Source organism: Isoptericola hypogeus (genome assembly GCF_039531145.1).
Taxonomy (GTDB): Bacteria; Actinomycetota; Actinomycetes; order Actinomycetales; family Cellulomonadaceae; genus Isoptericola; species Isoptericola hypogeus.
This window is the reverse complement of sequence record NZ_BAAAPM010000003.1, coordinates 1034094-1054146: the sequence shown is the minus strand read 5'-3', so window position 1 is coordinate 1054146 and position 20053 is coordinate 1034094. Positions and strand designations below refer to the sequence as shown.

Annotated in this window: 13 protein-coding genes; 6 read left to right on the top strand and 7 right to left on the bottom strand. The window is 77.0% G+C overall.

Annotated features, from left to right (window positions below):
* Nucleotides 1-47 precede the first annotated feature (47 nt).
* Genes recD through recC form a run of 3 tightly spaced genes read right to left on the bottom strand, consistent with a single transcriptional unit; the run spans nt 48 to nt 9468 of the window.
* The gene (gene recD / locus ABD254_RS06995) at nt 48-2231 is read right to left on the bottom strand and encodes an exodeoxyribonuclease V subunit alpha (RefSeq protein ID WP_344246964.1); all 2184 of its coding nucleotides are present in this window, start codon (nt 2229-2231) and stop codon (nt 48-50) included.
* On the bottom strand, nt 2228-6031 hold the full coding sequence (locus ABD254_RS06990) for a UvrD-helicase domain-containing protein (protein ID WP_425553669.1): 3804 nt from the start codon (nt 6029-6031) through the stop codon (nt 2228-2230). The genes recD and ABD254_RS06990 overlap by 4 nt, the downstream gene beginning before the upstream one ends.
* Nucleotides 6028-9468: an exodeoxyribonuclease V subunit gamma gene (gene recC / locus ABD254_RS06985; protein ID WP_344246962.1), complete on the bottom strand. Its 3441-nt coding sequence runs from the start codon at nt 9466-9468 to the stop codon at nt 6028-6030. The genes ABD254_RS06990 and recC overlap by 4 nt, the downstream gene beginning before the upstream one ends.
* Nucleotides 9469-9628: 160 nt before the next feature.
* Between recC and ABD254_RS06980 the strand changes: the two genes are divergently transcribed.
* From ABD254_RS06980 to ABD254_RS06960, 5 genes are all read left to right on the top strand, one after another.
* Nucleotides 9629-10366: a hypothetical protein gene (locus ABD254_RS06980; RefSeq protein ID WP_344246960.1), complete on the top strand. Its 738-nt coding sequence runs from the start codon at nt 9629-9631 to the stop codon at nt 10364-10366.
* A 165-nt stretch (nt 10367-10531) separates the two neighbouring features.
* Nucleotides 10532-11245 (top strand): ABC transporter ATP-binding protein, encoded by a 714-nt coding sequence (locus ABD254_RS06975; RefSeq protein ID WP_344246958.1) that lies wholly within the window; start codon nt 10532-10534, stop codon nt 11243-11245.
* On the top strand, nt 11245-12138 hold the full coding sequence (locus ABD254_RS06970; RefSeq protein ID WP_344246956.1) for a hypothetical protein: 894 nt from the start codon (nt 11245-11247) through the stop codon (nt 12136-12138). Before ABD254_RS06975 ends, ABD254_RS06970 begins: the two co-directional genes overlap by 1 nt.
* Nucleotides 12139-12209: 71 nt before the next feature.
* Complete coding sequence (locus ABD254_RS06965; protein WP_344246954.1) at nt 12210-13562, top strand: sensor histidine kinase; 1353 nt, start codon at nt 12210-12212, stop codon at nt 13560-13562.
* Nucleotides 13559-14218: a response regulator gene (locus tag ABD254_RS06960; protein WP_344246952.1), complete on the top strand. Its 660-nt coding sequence runs from the start codon at nt 13559-13561 to the stop codon at nt 14216-14218. The genes ABD254_RS06965 and ABD254_RS06960 overlap by 4 nt, the downstream gene beginning before the upstream one ends.
* Nucleotides 14219-14241: 23 nt before the next feature.
* Here ABD254_RS06960 and ABD254_RS06955 read toward each other — a convergent pair whose 3' ends face one another.
* The 4 genes from ABD254_RS06955 to ABD254_RS06940 all read right to left on the bottom strand — a co-directional run bounded on the left by ABD254_RS06955 (nt 14242) and on the right by ABD254_RS06940 (nt 19010).
* The gene (locus ABD254_RS06955) at nt 14242-16257 is read right to left on the bottom strand and encodes a DUF5107 domain-containing protein (RefSeq protein ID WP_344246950.1); all 2016 of its coding nucleotides are present in this window, start codon (nt 16255-16257) and stop codon (nt 14242-14244) included.
* Nucleotides 16258-16327: 70 nt separating this feature from the next.
* Complete coding sequence (locus ABD254_RS06950) at nt 16328-16810, bottom strand: hypothetical protein (RefSeq protein WP_344246949.1); 483 nt, start codon at nt 16808-16810, stop codon at nt 16328-16330.
* A 141-nt stretch (nt 16811-16951) separates the two neighbouring features.
* Nucleotides 16952-18199: a M14 family zinc carboxypeptidase gene (locus ABD254_RS06945; RefSeq protein ID WP_344246947.1), complete on the bottom strand. Its 1248-nt coding sequence runs from the start codon at nt 18197-18199 to the stop codon at nt 16952-16954.
* 169 nt (nt 18200-18368) lie between these two features.
* Entirely contained in the window at nt 18369-19010 is a 642-nt protein-coding gene (locus ABD254_RS06940; protein WP_344246945.1) for a TetR/AcrR family transcriptional regulator, read from the bottom strand.
* Between ABD254_RS06940 and ABD254_RS06935 the strand changes: the two genes are divergently transcribed.
* Nucleotides 19009-20025, top strand: coding sequence for an NADP-dependent oxidoreductase (locus tag ABD254_RS06935; RefSeq protein ID WP_344246943.1), 1017 nt, complete (start codon nt 19009-19011; stop codon nt 20023-20025). The genes ABD254_RS06940 and ABD254_RS06935 overlap by 2 nt on opposite strands.
* The last annotated feature ends 28 nt before the right edge of the window (nt 20026-20053 follow it).

Here is a 20053-nt window from a genome sequence, read left to right as displayed (position 1 = left end):
GCGACCCGCCTATTCCGTGACGTCGGCCATCCACCGCGCCCACGACCTCACGGGAGGGGCTCGCGCAGCCCGCTCGCGCGACGGACCGGGTGCGCGACGGCGGCGCGGACCGCCTCCGGGCTCGCCACCACGCGCACGAGCTCCTGGGCACGCGTGACCGCGGTGTACAGCAGCTCGCGGGTGAGCAGCGGCGACGAGGACGGCGGCAGGATGAGCGACACCCGGCGGAACTGGCTGCCCTGCGCCCGGTGCACGGTCATCGCGTGCACCGTCTCGACCGGCGGCAGCCTGTGGGTACGCACGCGGAGCGGGGCGCGGGCGTCGCCGAACACGGCCACGACCGCACCGGCGCCGTCCTGAGCCGGCGCCGTCCTGAGCCCGCGCCGTCCTGAGCCCGTCGAAGGGTCGAAGGGTCGAAGAGCCGACGGGTCGCCGTCGGCGACGAGCACGCCCGTGTCGCCGTTGTACAGACCGACCTCGGCGTCGTTGCTCGTCACCAGCAGGGGCCTGCCCACGACCCACGGCGTGCCGGCCGGCACGACGAGCCCGGCGTCGGCGGTCGCCTCCTCGACCCACGCCTCGACCTGCGCGGCCCAGCGGGCCACGCCGACCGGGCCGCGCCGGTGCGCCACCATGACGCGGTGCGCGGACAGGGCGTCGAGGGCGCCCGACGCGTCGCCGGCGCGCGCCGCGGCCACGAGCCGCCGCCCCGCGTCGACGGCGTCGTCCCGCAGCCCGCGCACCGTGTGCTCGTCCAGGCGTTCGGTGTCCGCCTCCACCAGCTCGACGCCGCCGGCGCCGGCGCGCAGGACCTCGAGCACCATGTCGGCGTCGCCGTCGCGGATCGCGGCGGCCAGCGGCAGGATCGCCGAGTCGGACTCCTGGCGGTGCACGGTCACGAGCCGCACGACGCCGTTGCGCAGAGCAACCTGCTCGGCGTCATCGAGCTCGTCGGTCGAGCTTGTCGAGACCAAGGTTTCGACAAGCTCAACCACCGGCGGCCGGGCGACGAGGTCGCCGAGGACGGCACCCGCCTCGACGGAGGCGAGCTGGTCCGGGTCGCCGACCAGCACGAGGTGGGCGTCCGGGCGGAGCGCCTCCAGCAGCCGCGCCATCAGCGACAGCGGCACCATCGAGGTCTCGTCCACCACCACGACGTCGTGCGGCAGGTGGTGCCCGGCGTGGTGCCGGAACCGCGTGGCGCTGCGGTAGCCGAGCAGCCGGTGCACGGTCGTCGCCTCGGGCAGGCCGGTGCGGGCGCGGTCGTCCGGCCCCAGGTCGGCGACGACGCCGCGCACCGCCTCCTGGAGCCGGGCCGCGGCCTTGCCTGTCGGCGCGGCGAGGGCGACGCTGAGCACCGGGCCGTCGCCCGCCGTCGGCGCGCCGACGGCAGCGTCCCCCGAACCGCCGGCGACGTCCTGGAGCACGGCGAGCAGCCGCGCGACGGTGGTCGTCTTGCCGGTGCCAGGGCCGCCGGTGAGCACCGTGAGGCGCCGCCCGGCGGCGTGCTCGGCGGCGAGGCGCTGCCGCGCGTCCGACGCGGCGGGGAACAGGCGGGCGAGCGCGGCCCCCAGGCGTGCGGCGTCGGGCTCGGACGGCGGGGCGGCCAGCCGCGCGTCCACCAGGCGCCGCACGGTGAGCTCGTCGCGCCAGTACCGGTCGAGGTACAGGCGCCCGCCGACCCACCGCGCGGGCCGGTCGACGGGCTCGCCGGCGCCGACGGCGACGAGCGGGCTCGCCTCGACGGCTCGCACCCAGGACGCGTGCTCGGGCCACGGCGGCGGGTCCGTGGCGGGCGCGCCGCCGTCGCCTGCGGGGTCCGCGTCCTCCGGCCGGGCGAGCGCCGCGAGCTCGTCCGCGTCGTCCAGGCGCACGCAGACCGAGCCGCCGCGCAGCGCCCGAACGGCGAGCGCGACGGCGAGCAGGACGCTCGCGTCGCCCTCGCCCGTGAGGCGGCCCAGCCGGGTCGCGACGTGCACGTCCGTGGCGGCGACCACGCCCGCGGCGTTGAAGTCCCGCAGCAGGGCGGGGGCGTCGACGGCGAGCCGGACGTCGCCGGTGGTCGAGCCTGTCGAGATGGTCGCGCTCGTCGACATCCGGGTCTCGACAGGCTCGACCGCCGAGGACGGCTCGACCGCCGAGGACGGGTCGACGGCCGAGGACGGCTCGACCGCCGAGGACGGGTCGACGGCCGAGGACGGGTCGAGCGACGAGGGGGTCGCGTCGGTCATGCGGCACCTCCGTCGAGCAGCGCGGACAGGTCGGGCACGAGCCCGGGCGGCGGGGTCCACGCCACGACGCCGAACGGCGACCCGTCGGGACCGGTAGGCGTGGCCGGCCCGCACATCCCGCGCACGAACAGGTAGAGACCGCCGCCGAGGTGGGTGTCCGGGTCGTAGCCGGGCACCCGCCAGCGCAGGTAGCGGTGCAGCGCCACGAGGTACAGCACGAGCTGCAGCGGATAGTGCGCGTGCCGCATCGCGTCGACGGTGGCGTCGGGCCGGTAGTCGTGGGCGGTGAGCGGGGTGTCGGGCACGCCGAGCCGGTTCGTCTTGTAGTCGACGACGAGGAACCGCGGGGCGCCGTCGGCGCCGGGCACACGCAGCACCGCGTCGATCGACCCGGTGAGGTAGCCGCGCAGCCGCCGCGCGGTGGGGTCGGCGGCGGCGAGCTCCGCGAGGTCGGCGGGGTACGCGGCGAACGGGTCGTCCGGGCCCAGGTGCCGCCCGAGCAGCGCGGCGACGTCGGCCAGCGTGGCGCCGTCCGCACCGGGGCGTGGGCCGGGGGCCCCGCCCGCGGCAGCCGGCCCCTCGCCGTCGGGCGCGTCGACGTCGCCCACGGCCGGGCTGCCGTCCCCGCCCGCGAGCGGGAGCTCGAACTCGAGCTCGGCGAGCCGGTCGGCGGGTCGGATCTCCGCGAGCGTGCGCCCGGCGGCGAGCGGGCCGAGCGGCGTGCGCGCCACGACGCCGAGGGCGGCGGCCAGCTCGGCCGGGTCGGCCCCGGGCACCTGGGACGTCGCGGCGGCAGCGCAGCGGGCGAGGAGCTCGGCGTCGAGGTCCGGCGCGGCGGTGTCGACGTGCTCGAGCACCTCGTGCACCAGGAGGCCGAAGCCGGTGCCCGCGGGCAGCCCCGACATCGGCGACGGCAGGTCGGCGCCCGGCGCGCCGACGGGCGCGCCGCCGGCCTGCCCCACCGGCAGGAACGACGGCGTCCCGCCGTCCGCGGGCTCGTCCTGCAGCCCGGCGTCCTCCGGCTCGGACTCCACGACCCCGGCCGGGCCCCCCGGACCGGCCGGCGCGCTCGCCCCCCCGGAGGCGGGGCCGAGGCCGCCGCGGGCCGGCCCGTCGTGGGCCGCGGCGGTCAGGGCGGAGTACGACGCGCGCCGCCAGGTCTGGTCGGGCACCCGGTCCAGGTGCGCGACGCCGAGGTCGGGCGCGGCACGGCCGGCGGGCCGCCAGCGCTCGGCGGACGGCTCCGCCCCCACCTCCTCGACGGCGATGGTCCCGCCCGAGCGGTCGGCGATCCCGCGCAGCGCGCCGCGCACGGCGTCGTCGCGCATCGCCGGCTGCGCCGCGTGCGGGGCGGGCTCGCCGCCGAGCGTGCGCTCGCCCAGCACGACGCGGGTGAGGGCGCCCTTGGCCGTGTTCGCCTTGGACGGCGCCCAGTGCGCCACCACCTGGTGGCGCGCCCGGGTCAGCGCGACGTAGAGCAGGCGCAGGTCCTCGCCCCGCTCCTCGCCGCGGTGCCGCTCCAGGGCGGCGTCGTACCCGAAGGACCCGGGCCCGCCGACGTGCAGGATCCGCCGCCCGTCGCCCGCGTGGAACCGCAGCACCTCGGGCCGCTGCTGCTCGAACCGGTCCCAGGCGAACGGCACGTACACGACGCCGAACTCCAGGCCCTTGCTGGCGTGCACCGTCACGACCTGCACCGCCGCGGCGTCCGTCTCCAGGCGGCGGCTGCGCTCCTCGTCGTAGTCCTGCGCGGCCTCGCGGATGCGGCGGCGCAGCCAGGCGGTCAGCGCCGCGGCGCCCAGCCCCTCGGTCACGGCCGCGACGTGCAGCACCTCGCCGACGTGCCGCAGGTCCGTGAGCCACCGCTCGCCCCTGGTGGTGGCGAGGAGCCGCTCGGCGAGGCCGTCGCGGGTGACCGTCTCCTGCAGCGCCGCCACACCGCGGGTGGCGAGCAGCCGCGACCAGCGCCGCACCGTGTCGGCGAGCGCGTCGTGCGAGGCGTCGTCGGCCGTGGCCAGGCGCCCGGCGTCCCAGCCGACGAACGGTGTGAGCGCGAGCGCCGCGGCCCGGCCGTGCGCGCCGGGCTGCTCGAGCGCCGCCAGGAGGGTCAGCCAGTCGCGGGCGGACGGCGTCGCGAACACGCTGGAGAGCCCGGAGACGACGGCGGGCACGCCGCGCACCACCAGCGCCGAGCGCACCGCCTCCGCCTGCGCGTTCGTGCGCGTCAGCACCGCGATGTCGCGCGGCTCGAGGGGGCGCCAGGCGCCCGCGTCGGTCGAGCCGGTCGAGACCCGGGTCTCGACAGGCTCGACCGGCGAGGTCTCGACAGGCTCGACCGGCGAGGTCTCGACAGGCTCGACCGGCGAGGTCTCGACAGGCTCGACCGGCGAGGTCTCGACAGGCTCGCCCGGCGAGGTCTCGACAGGGTCGACCGGCGAGGTCTCGGCAGGGTCGACCGGCGAGGTGTCGAGCAGCCGGTCGCGCCCGAGGCGCGCCGCGATGTCCGCCGCGACGTCGGCCGCGACCAGCTGGCGCGGCGGCCCGACGGGCGGGGTCTCGCCGGGGGAGAGCCCGAGCGCGCCGCGCGTCACCTGCCGCAGCCGCAGGGGTGCGCCCCCGTCGAACCGGGAGCCCGGGTGCGCGGCGTCGACGGGCCGTACGACGATCCGCTCGTCGCCGAGCGCGGCGCCCCCCAGCACCGTGTCCAGGGCGCGCAGCAGCGGGCCGTCGCTGCGCCAGCTCGTGCCGAGCGTGGCGACCTCGGTCGCCTCCTGCTGCGCGTCGAGGTACGCGACGACGTCGGCGCCGCGGAAGGCGTAGATCGCCTGCTTGGGGTCGCCGATGAGCACGAGGGTGCGGTGGCCGACGAAGGCGGTGCGCAGGATCTCCCACTGCACGGGGTCGGTGTCCTGGAACTCGTCGACCATCACGACGCGGTAGCGGGCACGCACGCGCTCGGCGGCGGTCGCCCCGTGCACCGGGTGGGCGAGGGCGTCGCGCAGCATGACGAGGAGGTCGTCGTAGTCCATGAGGTGCTGGGTGCGCTTGCGCCGCAGCGTCTCGTCGCGGGTCTGCTGCGCCACGTCCCGTCGTAGGGCGCCGGGGGTGGACGGCGACGCGCCGCCCGGCTCGGCGGGCTCGACGACGGCCTGGTGGTCGCTCACGGCGGCCCGGCCCAGGTCGGCCGCCATCGACGGGGTGAGTGCCGGGTGCGCCTCGTCGGCGAAGCGGCGCACGTACAGGTCGTCGGCGACCTCGCGCACCAGGTCGGCGACGTCGGGCACGAATGTCGCGGCCGGGTCGACGTCGGCTGCGATGCCGAGCGCGACCAGCATCTGCTGGCAGAAGCCGTGCGTGGTGGTGATCGTCGCGGCGTCGAGCTGCGACAGCGCCGCGGCGAGCCGCGCCCGGCGGCGGCCGAGCTCGGCGGCGTCGACGTCGGCCAGCAGCGCGACCACCGGGTCGCCGCTCGCCGCGGCGTCGGGGCCGCGCAGCGCGCGCTCGGTGCTCACCAGGCGCTCGCGCACGCGGTCGCGCAGCTCCGACGTCGCGGCGCGGCCGAAGGTGACCAGCATCAGCTCGCGCAGCTCCGCCCGGCCTTCGGCGACGAACCGCGTGGCGAGCGCAGCGATGGTGAACGTCTTGCCGGTGCCGGCGCTCGCCTCGAGCACGGTGGTGCCCTCCGGGAGCGGCCCGCACACGTCGAAGACGGGCCGGTCGGGGGCTCCGGCCATGCCGGACGCCGCGGTGTCGGCCGCGCTTCCGGCGGGGCCATCGGCCGCGCGCTCCGGGAGGCTCATGAGGTCCCCTTCTGCTCGTGGGCCAGCAAGGGGTCCCACACGCGGCGGGCGAGCGCCCCGAGCCGGGTGGGCTCGTCGGGGAACGTGCGCAGGTCGTCGTCGTCGGGCACGCCGGCGAGCGCGTCCAGCGACGCCGCCTCGCCCCAGCAGAGCAGGTGGTGCGGGTCGGACTTCTCGAAGCCGCCGTTCCATGTGTAGCGGGCCTCGCTCATCGCCTGGGCCGGGTCGCCCGTGCCCCCGCCGCGGGAGACGGCGTAGGCGTGCGCGGCCTCCGGCGGCAGCGGCAGGGGCGCGCGGGCCGCGGCGCGCCGCAGCGCGACGAGGTCGTCGAGCAGCCGCGCGGCGTCGGCCGCCGAGGGCGCGTTCAGCAGGCTCCACGCGGCCTTGGCGCCGCGGCCGGGCGCGCGGCCCACGGTGACGGCGTGCCAGTGCTGGTCGGCGGGCGGCGCGGACGACGCGGCCAGGGCCAGCGCCTGCACCCAGGCGCGCAGCCGGTGCTTGGGGGCCAGCCTCGAGTACTCGGCCCGCACGACCCGCCCGCCGTGCACGCCGGGGACCGTGCCGGTGACCTGCGCCCCCGACGGCAGGACGGCGGTCACGTCGACCGCCCGCGCGTCGCCGACCGACGTCGCCTGCTCGGCCGTCGCCCGCACCGGCTGCACCCGCTCGACGACGTCCCGCAGGGCGGTGAAGCCCAGCCGGCGCGGCGGCGCCTGGCCGCGGCGCCACTCCGCCTGGAAGGCGCGGTCCGGGTCGGTGCCGGCCAGCAGCGCCGCGAGGATGCGGTCGCCGGCGCCCCACGCCGCCAGCGGAGCCATCGTCAGGGGGAGACGGTCGTCCACCTCGTCCTCGTCCTGCGCGATGCGGACGTCGAGCGTGGTCCGCAGGAACCAGCGCACCGGGTGCTCGAGCAGCGCCACGAGGTCGTCGAGGTCGACCGCGTCCCCGGGAGGGCCCGCGATCGCGAGCGGCGCCGGCACGAGCAGCCCCGGCTCCGCCCGCTCCGCGCGCCCGGCGAGGGCGCCGGCGAAGGCGGCGGCGTCGAAGCTGAACGGCCCCGGCGTGCCCAGCGCCCCCCGGACGAAGTTGCGCTCGCCCACCACCTGCAGCGGGTGCCGCACCACGACCTGCGCACGGACCGGGGCGCCGTCCGGCGCGACCCCGGCCCGGTCCAGCGCGTCGAGCAGCTCGGCGACCGGCACGGCGGGCGGGCGGGCCGCGCCGGTGCGCTCGTCGGCGCCCGTGTGCAGGACGACGAGGTGCTCGCGCGCGGCCGTGAGCGCGTCGAGGAAGATCTGCCGGTCCTCGCTGCGCCCGTCGCGCTCGCCGAGGCAGGCGCCGCGGGCGAGGAGGTCGTCGCCGTCCGGCGTCGCCGCGCGCGGGAACGCGCCGTCGTCCATGCCGAGCAGCACCACCACCCGGTGCGGCACCGCGCGCATCGGCTCCAGCGAGCACACGGTGAGCGCGCCGGTGCGGAAGCCCGCGCGGGTGGGGCGGCCCGCGAGCCGGTCGGCCAGCAGGGCGCGCACGTCCTCCAGCCGCAGCGCCGTGCCGGCGTGCCCGCCGTCCGCGCCGCCGCCGTCGGTGCCGGCGGCGCGCACGTCGCCGAGCACGCGGCGCGCCTGCACGGTCTGCCATGCGTCGTCGGGAGCGGGGTCGGTCAGGAGCGTCACGGCCCGGTCGAGGGCGTCCAGCCAGTGCGCCAGCGGGCGGGCGCCGTCGAGGTCGGCCAGCAGCCCGGTGAGGCGCGCGACGAGCTCGGCGAACCGGCCGGCCACGTCGACGTCGGTCGAGCCGACGTCGTCCAGGGGGAGCGCCGGCCCGACGAACCGGGAGTCCTCCTCGGCCATCGCGACACCCAGCAGCACCCGGTCCAGCGCGGCGTCCCACGTGCCCTGCCGGACGCGGGCGTCGATGCCGAAACGCTCGCGCCGCGACCCGTCCTCGCCCCAGCGGACGCCCACCTCGACCGCCCACGAGCGCCAGCGGTCGAGGTCGTCGTCGGACAGGCGGAAGCGCCGGCGCACGGGCGCCGCCGCGGCCAGGTCCAGCACCTCGGACGCCGTGACGCGGCCGTCGGCCAGGCGCAGCAGCGTCGCGAGAACGCCCAGCACGGGGTTGACCACGCCGGGGCCGCGGTCGGCGAGGCTCACTCGCAGCCGCTGCCCGGGGTGCACCTGCGTGACGCCGTCGGGCGCGGCGCCGAACGTGGCCGTCACCAGGGGGGCGAACGCCTCGACGTCCGGGCACATGACGATGACGTCGCGCGGCTCCAGCGTCGGGTCGGCCGCGAACAGGCCGGTGAGCACCTCGCGCAGCACGTCGACCTGGCGCGCCCGGCCGTGGCACGCGTGCACCTGGACGCTGCGGTCGGCCGGGTCGACGACGCGCGCGGGCGCGTCGGGGTCGTCGGCGCGCAGCGCGGACTGCAGCGCGCCGAGCAGCGTCGCCGGAGGCGCGGGCGCCGGGTGGTGGGTCGTCACGACCTCGGGGACGACGTCGGGCGCGGCGCCGGCCTCCGGGCCGCCCGTCAGCCGCAGCTGCAGCTCGACCGAGTCGCGCGCGGTGGACGCGAGCAACGGGTGCCGCGCGACGGGCGGCAGGTCGTCGCGGCGGCGGCCTGCTCCCGCCCGGCCGGGGGCGAGCGCGGCGACGGCGTCCCAGAGCGCGGGGGAGGGGTGCGGCAGCCACAGGTGTACGTCGCGGTGGACGGCGAGCGCGCGCAGCACCGCCAGCTGGTCGGCCGGCAGGCGCGTGGGGCCGAAGACCGACAGCCTCGCCGGCAGGTCGACGGCCGACGGGTCGGCACCGAGCGCGGCGACCGCGTCCGCCAGCACCTCCGCCGGGCCCGGCGCGTCGACGCGGTCGCGGACGCGCCGCCAGAGCGCGGGCTGCCACCCGAGGTCGTCGGGCACGGGCGCGCCCGCGCCGTCGTGGGCGGGGCCGTCGCGGCGGTCGCCGCCTGACCACGCCGTGAGCATCGCGGGCCGCTGCTGCGCGTACGCGGCGAAGAGCTGCGCCACCCGCTGCGCCAGCGCCAGGCGCCGGGAGCGGCGCACGGCGTCGTCCGGCCCGCCGACGTACCGGGCGACCGGGGCGGCCCACGCCTCGTCGAGACAGGCGTCGATCGTCTCGAGCACGGGCCACACGAGCCGGGACCTGCGCCACGGGTCGTCCTCGGGCTCGACGCCGGTCACCGCCGTCACGGCCGCGGCGACGAGCCGGGCGGGCGAGCCGAAGTCGACGTTGGCGCACACGCCGTCGCCCGCCGCCGTCCCCAGGTGGTGCGACAGCCGCTGCGCCAGCCAGCGCTCGATGCCGCGCGTCGGGACGGCGACGACGTCCGGGGTGAACGGGTCGTCGGGGGCCTGCGCGAGCACGTCGGCCAGGGGCAGGACGAGCGCGTCGGCGCGCTCGGAGCGGTGGACGTGCAGCACGTCGGACAGGCTACGGGCCGCCGCCGACACCGCATCCGGGGCCCGCCGGCCGCGCCCGAGGTCTCGCACGGCGTCTCATCGGGGCCCGATACCCTGTGCGGCGGCTGGACGGCCGCCGTCCGAGGCGGCGCGGCGGGACGAGGCGAGGCGGAGAGCACCGATGGGGAACGTCGTACGGAGGACGGTGCGCGAGCTGGGGGTCCGGAGCGGGCCGGCCGCGGGCCTGCTGGCGATGCTCCTCGTCGTCGTCCTCGGTCTCGTCGCGGGCTTCCTCGGCTACCGGTTCGTCGGGCGGCCCGTCGACCCGGCGTTCGCGCTGGCCCGGGAGTGGGGCTTCGGCGAGGTCCTCTTCGCGGTCATGACCGTGTGGACCGTCGGCCTGCTCGTCGTGATCGCCGCGCGCTCGCGGATGCCCGTCGCCGGGGTGTGGGCGGGCGCGTTCGCCGTCCTGCTCGCCGACGACCGCCTCACCCTGCACGAGCGGTACGGCCCGCGGCTCGCCCGCCGGTTCGGCGTCGACGACGCGTCCACCGGCGAGCTGGTGTGGCTCCTGGTCGTCGCGCTGGTCGTCGGCGCGGTGATGCTGGTGGCACACTTCCGGGCGTCCCCGGAGGGGCGGGCCTTCTCCGCCGTGCTCGTCCTCCTGACGGTGGCCCTGTTCGGCATCGGCGTCGTGCTGGACTGGCTGCACGGCTTCCTCGAGAACCCGCTGGCCATCGTCGTGACCGCGCTGGAGGACGGCGGCGAGCTGGCCGTCATGAGCGTGGTGGTGGCGTACGTCTTCGCCGTGGCGTTCACCGGGCACCGTCCCGTCGTGGACGGGCTCCTGGGCCGGCTGACGGGCGCGTCGCCGCCCGCGCGTGCCGGGCGCGAGGCGTCGGCGGCCCCCGTCGGGTAGCCCGCGCGCCCGCGTGCACCGCCACCGCCCCCTTCCGGCCCCCGCGGACTGCGCCGGAGGTCGCAACCCAGGTTCCGACCTGCGGCCCAAGACCGGGGGGCTCCCGCACCTGGAGGGTGGTCGGTAGCGGCGCGCTCCGGCGCCGGACGCACGAGGGGGGACGGGATGACCGCCATCCGGATCGAGGGGCTGCACAAGTCCTACGGCGGCTTCGAGGCCGTGCACGACGTCGGGTTCACGGCCCGGCCGGGCAGCGTCGTGGGCCTGCTGGGGCCCAACGGCGCGGGCAAGAGCACGACGCTGCACGTGCTGCTCGGGCTCGCCGCCGCCGACGCGGGCAGCGCGACGTTCGGCGGCCGCCCGTACGCCGACCTCGAGCACCCGTCGCGGGTGGTCGGGGCGCTGCTCGACGCGGGCGGCCTGCACCCCGGCCGCACCGGCCGGGACCACCTGCGGGTGCTCGCCACCGCCGCACGGCTGCCGGCGCGCCGGGTCGACGAGGTGCTCGACCTCGTCGGGATGACGCCGGCCGCGCAGCGCCGTGTGCGCACCTACTCCCTGGGCATGAAGCAGCGCCTCGGCATCGCCGCCGCCCTGCTGGGCCGCCCGGAGGTGCTCGTGCTCGACGAGCCCGCCAACGGCCTCGACCCCGCCGGCATGCGCTGGCTGCGCGAGCTGCTGCGCTCTTTCGCGGCCGACGGCGGCACGGTGCTCCTCGCGAGCCACGTCCTCGCCGAGGTGGCCCAGGTCGCCGACGCCCTCGTCGTCGTCGGCCAGGGCCGGGTGGTCGCCGACGGCCCGCTGGACGACCTCGTCGCCGACCGCTCCCTCGAGGACGTGTACCTCGACGTCACCGCCACGACCGAAGGAGTGCGCTGATGTTCCGCGCCGAGCTGCTCAAGCTGCGGACCACCCGCACGCCCTGGATCATCGGCGCGGTGGCGCTCGCGGGCATGGTCCTCACGCAGGTGCTGCACCTCGTCCTCCCGCGCACGCTCGGGGCCCTCGCGTCCCTGGAGGGCCCCGGGCTGACGGTGGGCGTCCAGGCGCCGGGAGCCGCGTCCGACCTCGTGCCGGGGCTGGCCGCGATCGCCGACCTCGGGTCCGCCGAGGCGCAGCGCGGCATGCTCGACCTGCTGGGCAACGGCGCCGGGGGCGCCGGATCGTCGGGGGTCACGGCCCTGTGCATGCTGCTGCTCGGCGTCCTCGCGGTGACCACCGACTTCCGCACCGGCGGCATCGTGCCCACCGCGCTCGTCGTCCCCGACCGCCTGCGGGTCCTCGCCGGCAAGGCGGGCGCGACGGCCGCAGTCGCGCTCGTCACGGGCGCCGCGCTGGCCCTGCTGACGGCCGCCGGCCTGGTCGTCGCCGTCGGGACGACGCCCGGCGCCACCCTGGCGCTCGGCGCCGGCGAGGCGCTCGCCGTCTGGGGTCGGGGCCTGGTGGTGCTGGTGCTGCTCACGTGGCTCGGCCTGGCGGTCGGCACGCTCGTGCGGGGGCAGGTCGCGGCGATCGTCGTGGTCGCGTCGCTGGCGCTGGTCGAGCCGCTCGTGCAGGCGGCGGCGCTCGTCCTGACCGGCGGGACGTCCGCGGCGACGTCGTGGCTGCCGCTCACCCTCGGCGCGCTCGCCTCGACGGGGCAGGGCGCCGCGGACCTCCTGGGGGGCACGACGGCGGTGAGCGCGTGGGCCGCGCTCGCGGGCCTGACCGCGTGGGCCGCGGTGCTCCTCGGGACCGCCGCCGTCGTCTTCCGGCGCCGCGACCTGGCCTGAACCGCGCGGCGCCCGCCCCGTACCCTGAGGCGGGCGCCGCACGGCGATCCGCACCACCCCAGGAGGACCTCGTGCTCGACGCGCTGCACCGCCGGCTCGCCGCCGTCGGGATCCGGACGACGACCGGCCGCGACGCCCTGCTCGCGGCCGTCGTCGGGGCGGGGAGCGTGGGGCTCTTCCTCGCGGTCATGCGGGTCGTCTCGTCCGACCTGGGCGAGTCGTTCGGCGCCGCGGAGGTGGTCGCGGCGATGACCCCGGGCCGGTACGTCGGCGCGTGCGCCGTGCTGCTGGTGCAGGCGGCGGCACTCGTCCTGCGGCGCCGGGCGCCGCTGCTGTGCCTCGGGCTCGCGCTGGTCGGCCAGCTCGTGCTGGCCGCCCTGCTGCCACCGTTGGTGTCGTTCCAGGCCCCTGCGACGATCGTCGCCGCCTACTCGCTGGGTGCGTACCGCCCGCGGCGGATCGCGGTGTGGGGCACCGCCGGCGCCGCCGTCGTGCAGGTGCTGCTGAGCTTCGTGCTCGGCGGCACCGGCACGGCGCTCGCGTCCCAGGCGTCGTTCGGCACCCTCGCCGGCGGGTTCGTCTCGACGCTCGTCACCTACCTCGGCGCGGCGCTCCTCGGGGCCTACGTCGGGACGCGTCGCGAGCTCCTGGCCGGCCTGCGCGCCCAGGTGCTCCAGGCCGAGCGCGAGCGGGAGGCGCTCGCGGCCCAGGCGGTGCTCGAGGAGCGCGGCCGGATGGCGCGCGAGCTGCACGACGTCGCCGCGCACCACCTGTCGGGCATCGTGGTCCAGGCGTCTGCGGCCGAGAGGCTGGTCGAGCGCGACCCGGACCGGGCGAAGGAGTCGCTGCGCTGGATCCGTGCGCAAGGTCGCGAGACCCTCGACAACCTGCGCCTCGTCGTCGGGATCCTGCGTGAGGAGGCCGAGCCGGCCGAGACGGTGCCGACGGCCCCGCAGCCGACGCTCGCCGACGTCCCCGAGCTCGTCGCGCTGGCGCGCAGCACCGGCGCGAGCGTCCGCGAGGACTCCCGGGGCGAGCCCTTCGGGCTGCCGCCGGCGGTGCAGCTCACGGTCTACCGCGTGCTGCAGGAGGCGCTGTCGAACGCGCGCCGGCACGCCCCCGGCCGCGCGGTGGAGATCACCGTCGAGTACGCGGAGCACGCGCTCGTGGCGACGGTGCGCAACGCCGGGCCGCTCGCCGAGGGCGCCGCGTCGTCGGTCCCCGGGCACGGCCTCATCGGCATGCGCGAGCGGGCGGAGTTCGTCGGGGGGACGCTCGACGCCGGCCCCTCCGCGGGCGGCGGGTGGCGCGTGCGCCTCACCGTCCCGCGGCCGCCGCCCTCGTCCGCGCCGCCCGCGTCCTCGTCGACGGCCCCCGGCCCGCACCCCGACCAGGTCACCGAGACCCAGGAGGTGGCCCGATGACGCGCGTCGTGCTCGTGGACGACCAGACGATGGTGCGCGCCGGGATCGCGGTGATCCTCGAGAGCGAGGGCATGCAGGTGGTCGGGGAGGCGGCGAGCGGCGCCGACGCGGTGCGGGTGGCACGCCGCGAGCGGCCGGACGTGGTGTGCATGGACGTGCGGATGCCCGGCGGCGACGGCATCACCGCGACGCGTGAGCTCGCCGGCGCCGGCGTCGAGGACCCGGTGCCGGTGCTCGTGGTGAGCACGTTCGACCTGGACGACTACGTCTTCGGCGCGCTGGAGGCCGGGGCGTCGGGCTTCCTCCTCAAGGACGCCGAGCCCGAGGTCCTCGTCGACGCCGTGCGGCGCGTGGCCGCGGGCGAAGGACTCGTCGACCAGACCCTCACGCGGCGGGTGATCGACGAGTTCGCGCGCCGGCGCGGTCCCGTCGCCCCCGAGGCGTCGGCCGCGGGCCTGCTCACCCCTCGGGAGAAGGAGATCGTCGACCTGCTGTGCCGCGGGTCGTCGAACGCGGAGATCGCCGCGGCCCTGTACCTCGAACCCAGCACGGTGAAGTCGCACCTGAGCCGGATCATGACCAAGTCCGGAGCGCGCGACCGCGTGCAGCTCGTCGTGTGGGCCTTCGGCCACGGGATCGCCGTCCCCGGCGCCTGAGCGGCGTCTCCCGTCGGCTCCCGTCAGGGCTCGGCGTGCGGGTCGGGCCCGTGCATCGAGAAGTCGAGCCGGTCGGGCAGCGGGGTGCCGTCGGACGCGTCGTGCCAGAGCTCGGCGAGCCGTGTCTCGCCCTCGCGGAGGTTCGCCGGGACGACGTCGTCCTCGGCCAGGATCCGTCGCGCCGCCGGCCGGTCGCCCAGGCCCAGCAGCGCCTCCACCTCGGCCAGCCGGAACCGGGCACGCTCGGACGTCGTGGCCCGCGCGGGCGGGCGTTCGGAGGCGGACCGCGCGAGCTCGCGCGCCCGGTCGTGGAGCCCGGCGCCGAGCAGGCACCGCAGGGCCTCGAGGACGAGGGCCGGCCGTTCGGGCGAGTCGGGCCCGGCGAGGGCGAGCGCGGCGTCGTACGCCCGGGCTGCCGCCCCGGCGTCGTACGCCCGGGCCGCCGCCCCGGCGTCGGACGCCCGGAGCTCGGCATGCGCGAGCGCCCGGTACGCGGCGACACCCGGGGCCGCGTCCAGGGACGCCCGCAGGAGCCGACGCGCCGAGTCCGGGCCAGCGCCGGCGCCTGGGTCCACGAGCTCGAGGACGCCGAGGTGGTAGCACGCGAAGGCGTTGCCCTCCCGGGCCGCCGCGGCGAGCCGGTCCCGCCACCGGGGGCCGCGCACGTGCGCGGCGGCGTCCACGGAGCCCGGCACCGTGCCATCCGCCACGAGCTCCTGCCAGACGCGGTGCGGCCCGGCGAGGACGTCGGGGAACGGCGTCGCCGTCTCGTCGACCCAGGCGGCGGGCCCACGGAGCAACGCCTCCACGTGCCCCCAGCCCGACCCCACGCCGACGATCTCGCCGGGGGCCAGGCGCGCCGCCCGCGCGAGCTCGGCGTCGAGCGACGCCAGCCCGGGGGCGCTCACCCGACCGGCGGCCGCCGCGTCCGCCCGGGCGAGCCCGACCTCCGGCGTGGTGCTCGCGGGCAGCGGGCCGACGTCGACGCGGCCGAGCACCTCGGTCCACGACCACTCCTGCCCCGCGCGCAGCTCGAGGTACTCGTACTGGGTGGTGGCCAGGCCCGCCTGGATCTCGGCGTAGCGCCCGCCCGCGGGCGACAGCCAGTCCTGCCAGTGCCGTGAGCCGCGGCCGGAGCCCCAGCAGAACAGCTTGCGCCCCGCCAGCCGCGGGGTGCTCGCGTGCAGCAGGCCGGAGCCCGCGGCGTCCACCGCCATGATCCAGGGGACGGGCGTGCCGCGGCAGTCGACGAAGTAGTCGGCCGCGTCCGGGTGGACGCCGGGCCGCGTGATGTCGACGTCGCCCCGCCACGGGGCCGTCATACCCGTGAGGCCGCCGGCGTAGTCCGAGAAGTACGTGGCGCGAGAGGCCGCGAACACCCGGGTGTCGTCGTCCTCGGGGACGGCGACGTTGGTCCACCAGTACATCGGCGTCGGCGCGTCGCCGGGGTTGGTCACGCGCACGTGCAGCGCGAGCAGCGACGCGTCGTGACCCAGGTGGACGTCGACCTGGAGGACGACGCCGCGCACGCGCTCGTACTCCCACATCCGCAGCCCCGGCGCCCCGTCCGGGCCGGTCACGACCGCCGCGTGCAGCGGCGCGCAGGTGGTGGTCGAGTGGCCGCGCGTGCCGAGGTTGAGCTCGACGCCGCCCGCGAACCAGGCGTCGCGCAGGGCCAGGTTCGCCGGCTGCAGCACGCGGTTCGCGTACACCAGGTCTCGGCCGGTCGGGACGTCGACGAGCGACCAGATGCGGCCGCCGAGCGACGGCACGACCGTCGCACGCAGGTGCGCGTTCTCGAGCACGACGACGTCGAGGCGACCCGGCGACCGCCGCCGGTCGTAGTCGGACTGCGGGTGGTACGGGAACACGGACGGGGCGGGCGCCGCGTCGACCCGGTCGGCGATGTCCGCGGGGACCGTTCCGCGGTCGGGGTCCAGGCGTGGCACGGGCTCCGGTGCGAGCGGCGGGAACGGACCCTCCGCGCCGAGCGCCGCGACCGGCAGCTCCATGACCTCGCGTCGCAGCACCGTCGTCATGTCGCCTTGTCCCTCCGTCGTGCTGATGAGTGCCGTGCCCGCTCGGGGGCGCCGAGTCGTGGACCGGATGTCAGCCGTTGCCGGCGTCGTCGATCAGCCAGCGGTCGTGGGTGCCGCCGGCGCGGGTCAGGTAGTAGGTCCAGGTGAATCCGCCCTCGGGGATGGAGCGGTCATCGGTGAGAAGGCGCCAGTCGACGTCGAAGCCCGCGGAGACCGCGGCGCCGAGGGGCGACGAGAACGCCGGCAGCGGGGTGAGGTCGGTGATCTCGAGGCTCGCCGCGTCGTGACACATGGTCTCGGTGGTGCTGGCGAACGCCGGCGCGGTCAGGTCCTGCGCGGTGTCGCAGTCGTGCACGTCGATGGCCTGCAGGTAGGCCCGCACCACGTCCTCGGGCGTGGCGTCCGCGGAAGGCAGGGGTACGTCTGCGGTCTGCCACCGCGGGACCATCTGCATCACTCCGGTCAGGGCGACCACCACGGCGATCGTCAGCGTCACCCACGGCCAGATGCGCCGTCGTCGGCGAGCAGTCCCACGGTCAGGTGCGGTCGACATGGCCGCATCCTGCTGCCTGGCGGCACTGCCGTCCCCGCGACACGCACGAGCCGCCGCGACGCGCGTCGGGAGAGACCGAACGACGACGAGCCCGGCCCACGTGGGACGCCGGCCGAGCTCGTCGTCGTGCGGGCGGGACGCTCAGTCGGCGTCCTCCCAGCCGTAGTCGGGCAGCTCGAAGAAGGCGTCGCCGTCGAGGGTGTCCACCTCGCCCGTGGCCATGGCGTCGATCAGCGACTCGACACCGGTGCGCACCGACTGCACGAGCATGCCGTGCAGCTTCTGGCCCAGGTCGTCGCTCTGGCCGCGGACCTCGAACAGCACGGTCGCCGAGCCGTTGAGCGCGAACGCCGACCGGCCCTGGCCCGCGTACTCCCGCGCGTCGGGGTGGAAGTAGCGCCCGACGGCGGCCAGCGGCGACTGCGCGCCGTACTTCGCCTGGATGCCGTCGGCCACCGCCAGGGCGTACCGCCGGGACTTGTCCTGGTCGAGCAGCGGCCAGTCCCCGAGGTACGCCGCGCCGTCGTTCACGCCCAGCGGCGGGTAGTCGAGCGAGACGGAGATGTGCTTGCCGTCCTGCGGCCCGCCGGTGAGCTCGTCGCACGGGCCCATGTGGTGCAGGTCGACGACGGCGTCGACGGCGCCGAACTCCTGCTGCAGTCCGACGTACACGTCACGGATCGCCCGGGACTCCGGCGACAGGAAGAAGCCGGCGTCGGTCTGCTCCCCCGGCAGGTCCTCCGGCTGCGGCACGTAGTCGAGGTCGGGGTTGAAGTCGCGGTTGAGGTCGAAGCCCGGCTGGGCGATGCCGTCCCCGGTCAGCGAGTGGTACCAGGCGCGCGGGGCCCCGGCGAGCTGCGGATACTGCCCGACGACGTCGTCCCAGGCGATGACGTTCGCGCGCCGGTTCAGCTCCCCGCCGTCGGGGTTGACCATGGGCATCGCGACGAGCGTGACGTTCTCCAGCGCGCGCCGGGTGGCGGGGTCGTTCCCGCTGCCGAGCTTCTTGAGGATGCCCAGCAGGGCCTCGGTGCCGGTGCGCTCGTTGCCGTGGATGGCGCTCTGCACCAGCAGCACGCGGTCGCCGGTGCCGACGCGCGCCGTGTACAGGTCGCGGCCCTGCTGGGTATGGCCGGCGAGCTCGACCTGGACGCGCCCGCCGCTGGTGCGCTCGAGCTGCGCGAGCTGGCGCGTGAGCTCGTCGTACGAGGTCCAGCCGTTGAACTGCGGGTCGTCGAAGGTCTTGCAGGTGCCCTGGCCCGGGCCCGCCGCGAGCGGGGCGGCGGGCGCGGGGGCGGCGGCCGCCGACGTCGCGGCCAGCCCCGCGACGGTGGCGCCGGCCGCGAGCGCGGCGACGAGTCGTCGGGATCGGGTGGAGAGATGACGCACGTGAACCTCCGGGTGTCTGGTGGTCTTCCGTGGTGCGGCCGGCACGTCGTCGTGCCAGGTGCGACCTACTGTGACCCGGAGTGCGCGTTTCGTCCACCGGTCGAGCAGATTGCGGCATCGGCTCGTCGATCGCCGGGTCGCGGCCGGTCCGCGCCGGTCGGTGCGCGCGTCAGGCGCGCCGGCTGGCGTCGAGCAGCTCGACGGCGGTGTCGAGGCACTGCAGGGCGCTTGCCGGGTCCACCCGTACGAGGGTGAACGCGCTGACCACGAGTGCCGTGCAGGCGTCGGCGAGCCGGTCGGCCTCCGCGCCGGACGCGTCGGGGAGCGCCGCCGCGACTCCGCGGCCCAGAGCGGCGCGCAGCTCGGCCCGGTAGGCCGCCACGGTCCGGCGGACGGCGGCGTCCCGGGCGATGGGTGCGCTCGCCGCGTTGACGAGCAGGCAGCCCGAGGTGGACTGGACCTCGTCCGCGCGTCCGAGCGCGGCGCGCAGCCCGGTGAGGTACCCGGCCAGCGCGTCGGGTGCGACGGCGTCGGCCACGAGGGGGCGCAGGCGCGGGCGCACGACCTCGTCGAGGTAGCTCTGCACGGCGGCGTCGAACAGGCCGCGCTTGGACCCGAACGCGTGGTAGATGCTCGACCGGCTCAGCCCGGTCGCTCGTTCGAGCTCGGGGACGGAGGCCGACTCGTACCCCGCGCTCCAGAACACCTCCCGGGCCGCCCGCACGACGCGGTCCGTCTCGAAGGTCTGTGACCGACCCATCAACGCCTCCGGTTGTGTAACGACCGGTACAGAATAGATGATGAACGGCATGTCCACGATCGTCAGCACCCAGATCCAGCTCGCCGCCCGCCCCACCGGTTGGCCCACGCCCGACGACTTCCGCACCGTCCAGGTCACGTACGGCGACCTCGAGCCGGGGCAGGTGCGCGTGGCCAACGAGTTCGTCTCCGTCGACCCGTACATGCGCGGGCGGATGAACGACGTGAAGAGCTACGTCCCGCCCTACGCCCTCGGCGAGACGATGACGGGGGCCGCCGTCGGCCGCGTCGTGGAGTCGGCGTCCGACGAGGTCCCCGTCGGCGCGGTCGTGACGCACCAGCTCGGCTGGCGCGACGTCGCCCAGGCGGACGCGAAGCACTTCCAGGTCGTGCCCGAGATCCCCGGCGCGCCACTCTCGCTGCGCCTCGGCATCCTCGGCATGACCGGGATGACGGCGTACGTGGGCCTCACCGCCATCGCCGGCCTGCAGCCCGGCGAGACCGTGTTCGTCTCCGGCGCCGCCGGGGCGGTGGGTACCGCCGTCGGGCAGATCGCGCGCCTGCTCGGCGCCGGGCGGGTCGTCGGGTCGGCCGGGTCGCCGGAGAAGGTCGAGCTGCTCACGTCGAAGTACGGGTACGACGCCGCCTTCAACTACAAGGACGCGCCCGTGCGCCGGCAGCTGCACGACGTCACGCCCGGCGGCGTGGACGTGTTCTTCGACAACGTCGGCGGCGACCACCTCGAGGCGGCGCTCGACCGGATGAACGACGGCGGACGCCTCGCCCTGTGCGGTGCCATCTCCGCCTACAACGCCACCGAGCGTCCCGCCGGGCCCGACAACCTCGCGAACGCCGTCACCCGCGGCCTGACCCTCAAGGGCTTCACCCTCCCGGGCTACCTGCACCACGGCCCGGAGTTCCAGAGGCTCATGACCGGTTGGTTCACCGACGGGAAGATCGCCTACGACGAGACCGTCGTCGACGGGATCGAGAACGCCCCGCAGGCGTTCCTCGACTTGATGCGCGGTGCGAACATCGGGAAGATGGTCGTCCGCACCGCCGGTTGAGCCTGTCGAAACCCGGGTTGCGCCACGC

Bases quoted from the DNA above. Each gene is read 5' to 3' on its own strand.
- recD (WP_344246964.1), bottom strand. From the start codon at position 2,231: ATGACCGACGCGACCCCCTCGTCGCTCGACCCGTCCTCGGCCGTCGAC.
- ABD254_RS06990 (WP_425553669.1), bottom strand. From the start codon at position 6,031: ATGAGCCTCCCGGAGCGCGCGGCCGATGGCCCCGCCGGAAGCGCGGCC.
- ABD254_RS06980 (WP_344246960.1), top strand. From the start codon at position 9,629: ATGGGGAACGTCGTACGGAGGACGGTGCGCGAGCTGGGGGTCCGGAGC.
- ABD254_RS06975 (WP_344246958.1), top strand. From the start codon at position 10,532: ATGACCGCCATCCGGATCGAGGGGCTGCACAAGTCCTACGGCGGCTTC.
- ABD254_RS06970 (WP_344246956.1), top strand. From the start codon at position 11,245: ATGTTCCGCGCCGAGCTGCTCAAGCTGCGGACCACCCGCACGCCCTGG.
- ABD254_RS06960 (WP_344246952.1), top strand. From the start codon at position 13,559: ATGACGCGCGTCGTGCTCGTGGACGACCAGACGATGGTGCGCGCCGGG.
- ABD254_RS06955 (WP_344246950.1), bottom strand. From the start codon at position 16,257: ATGACGACGGTGCTGCGACGCGAGGTCATGGAGCTGCCGGTCGCGGCG.
- ABD254_RS06950 (WP_344246949.1), bottom strand. From the start codon at position 16,810: ATGTCGACCGCACCTGACCGTGGGACTGCTCGCCGACGACGGCGCATC.
- ABD254_RS06935 (WP_344246943.1), top strand. From the start codon at position 19,009: ATGTCCACGATCGTCAGCACCCAGATCCAGCTCGCCGCCCGCCCCACC.
- ABD254_RS06940 (WP_344246945.1), bottom strand. From the start codon at position 19,010: ATGCCGTTCATCATCTATTCTGTACCGGTCGTTACACAACCGGAGGCG.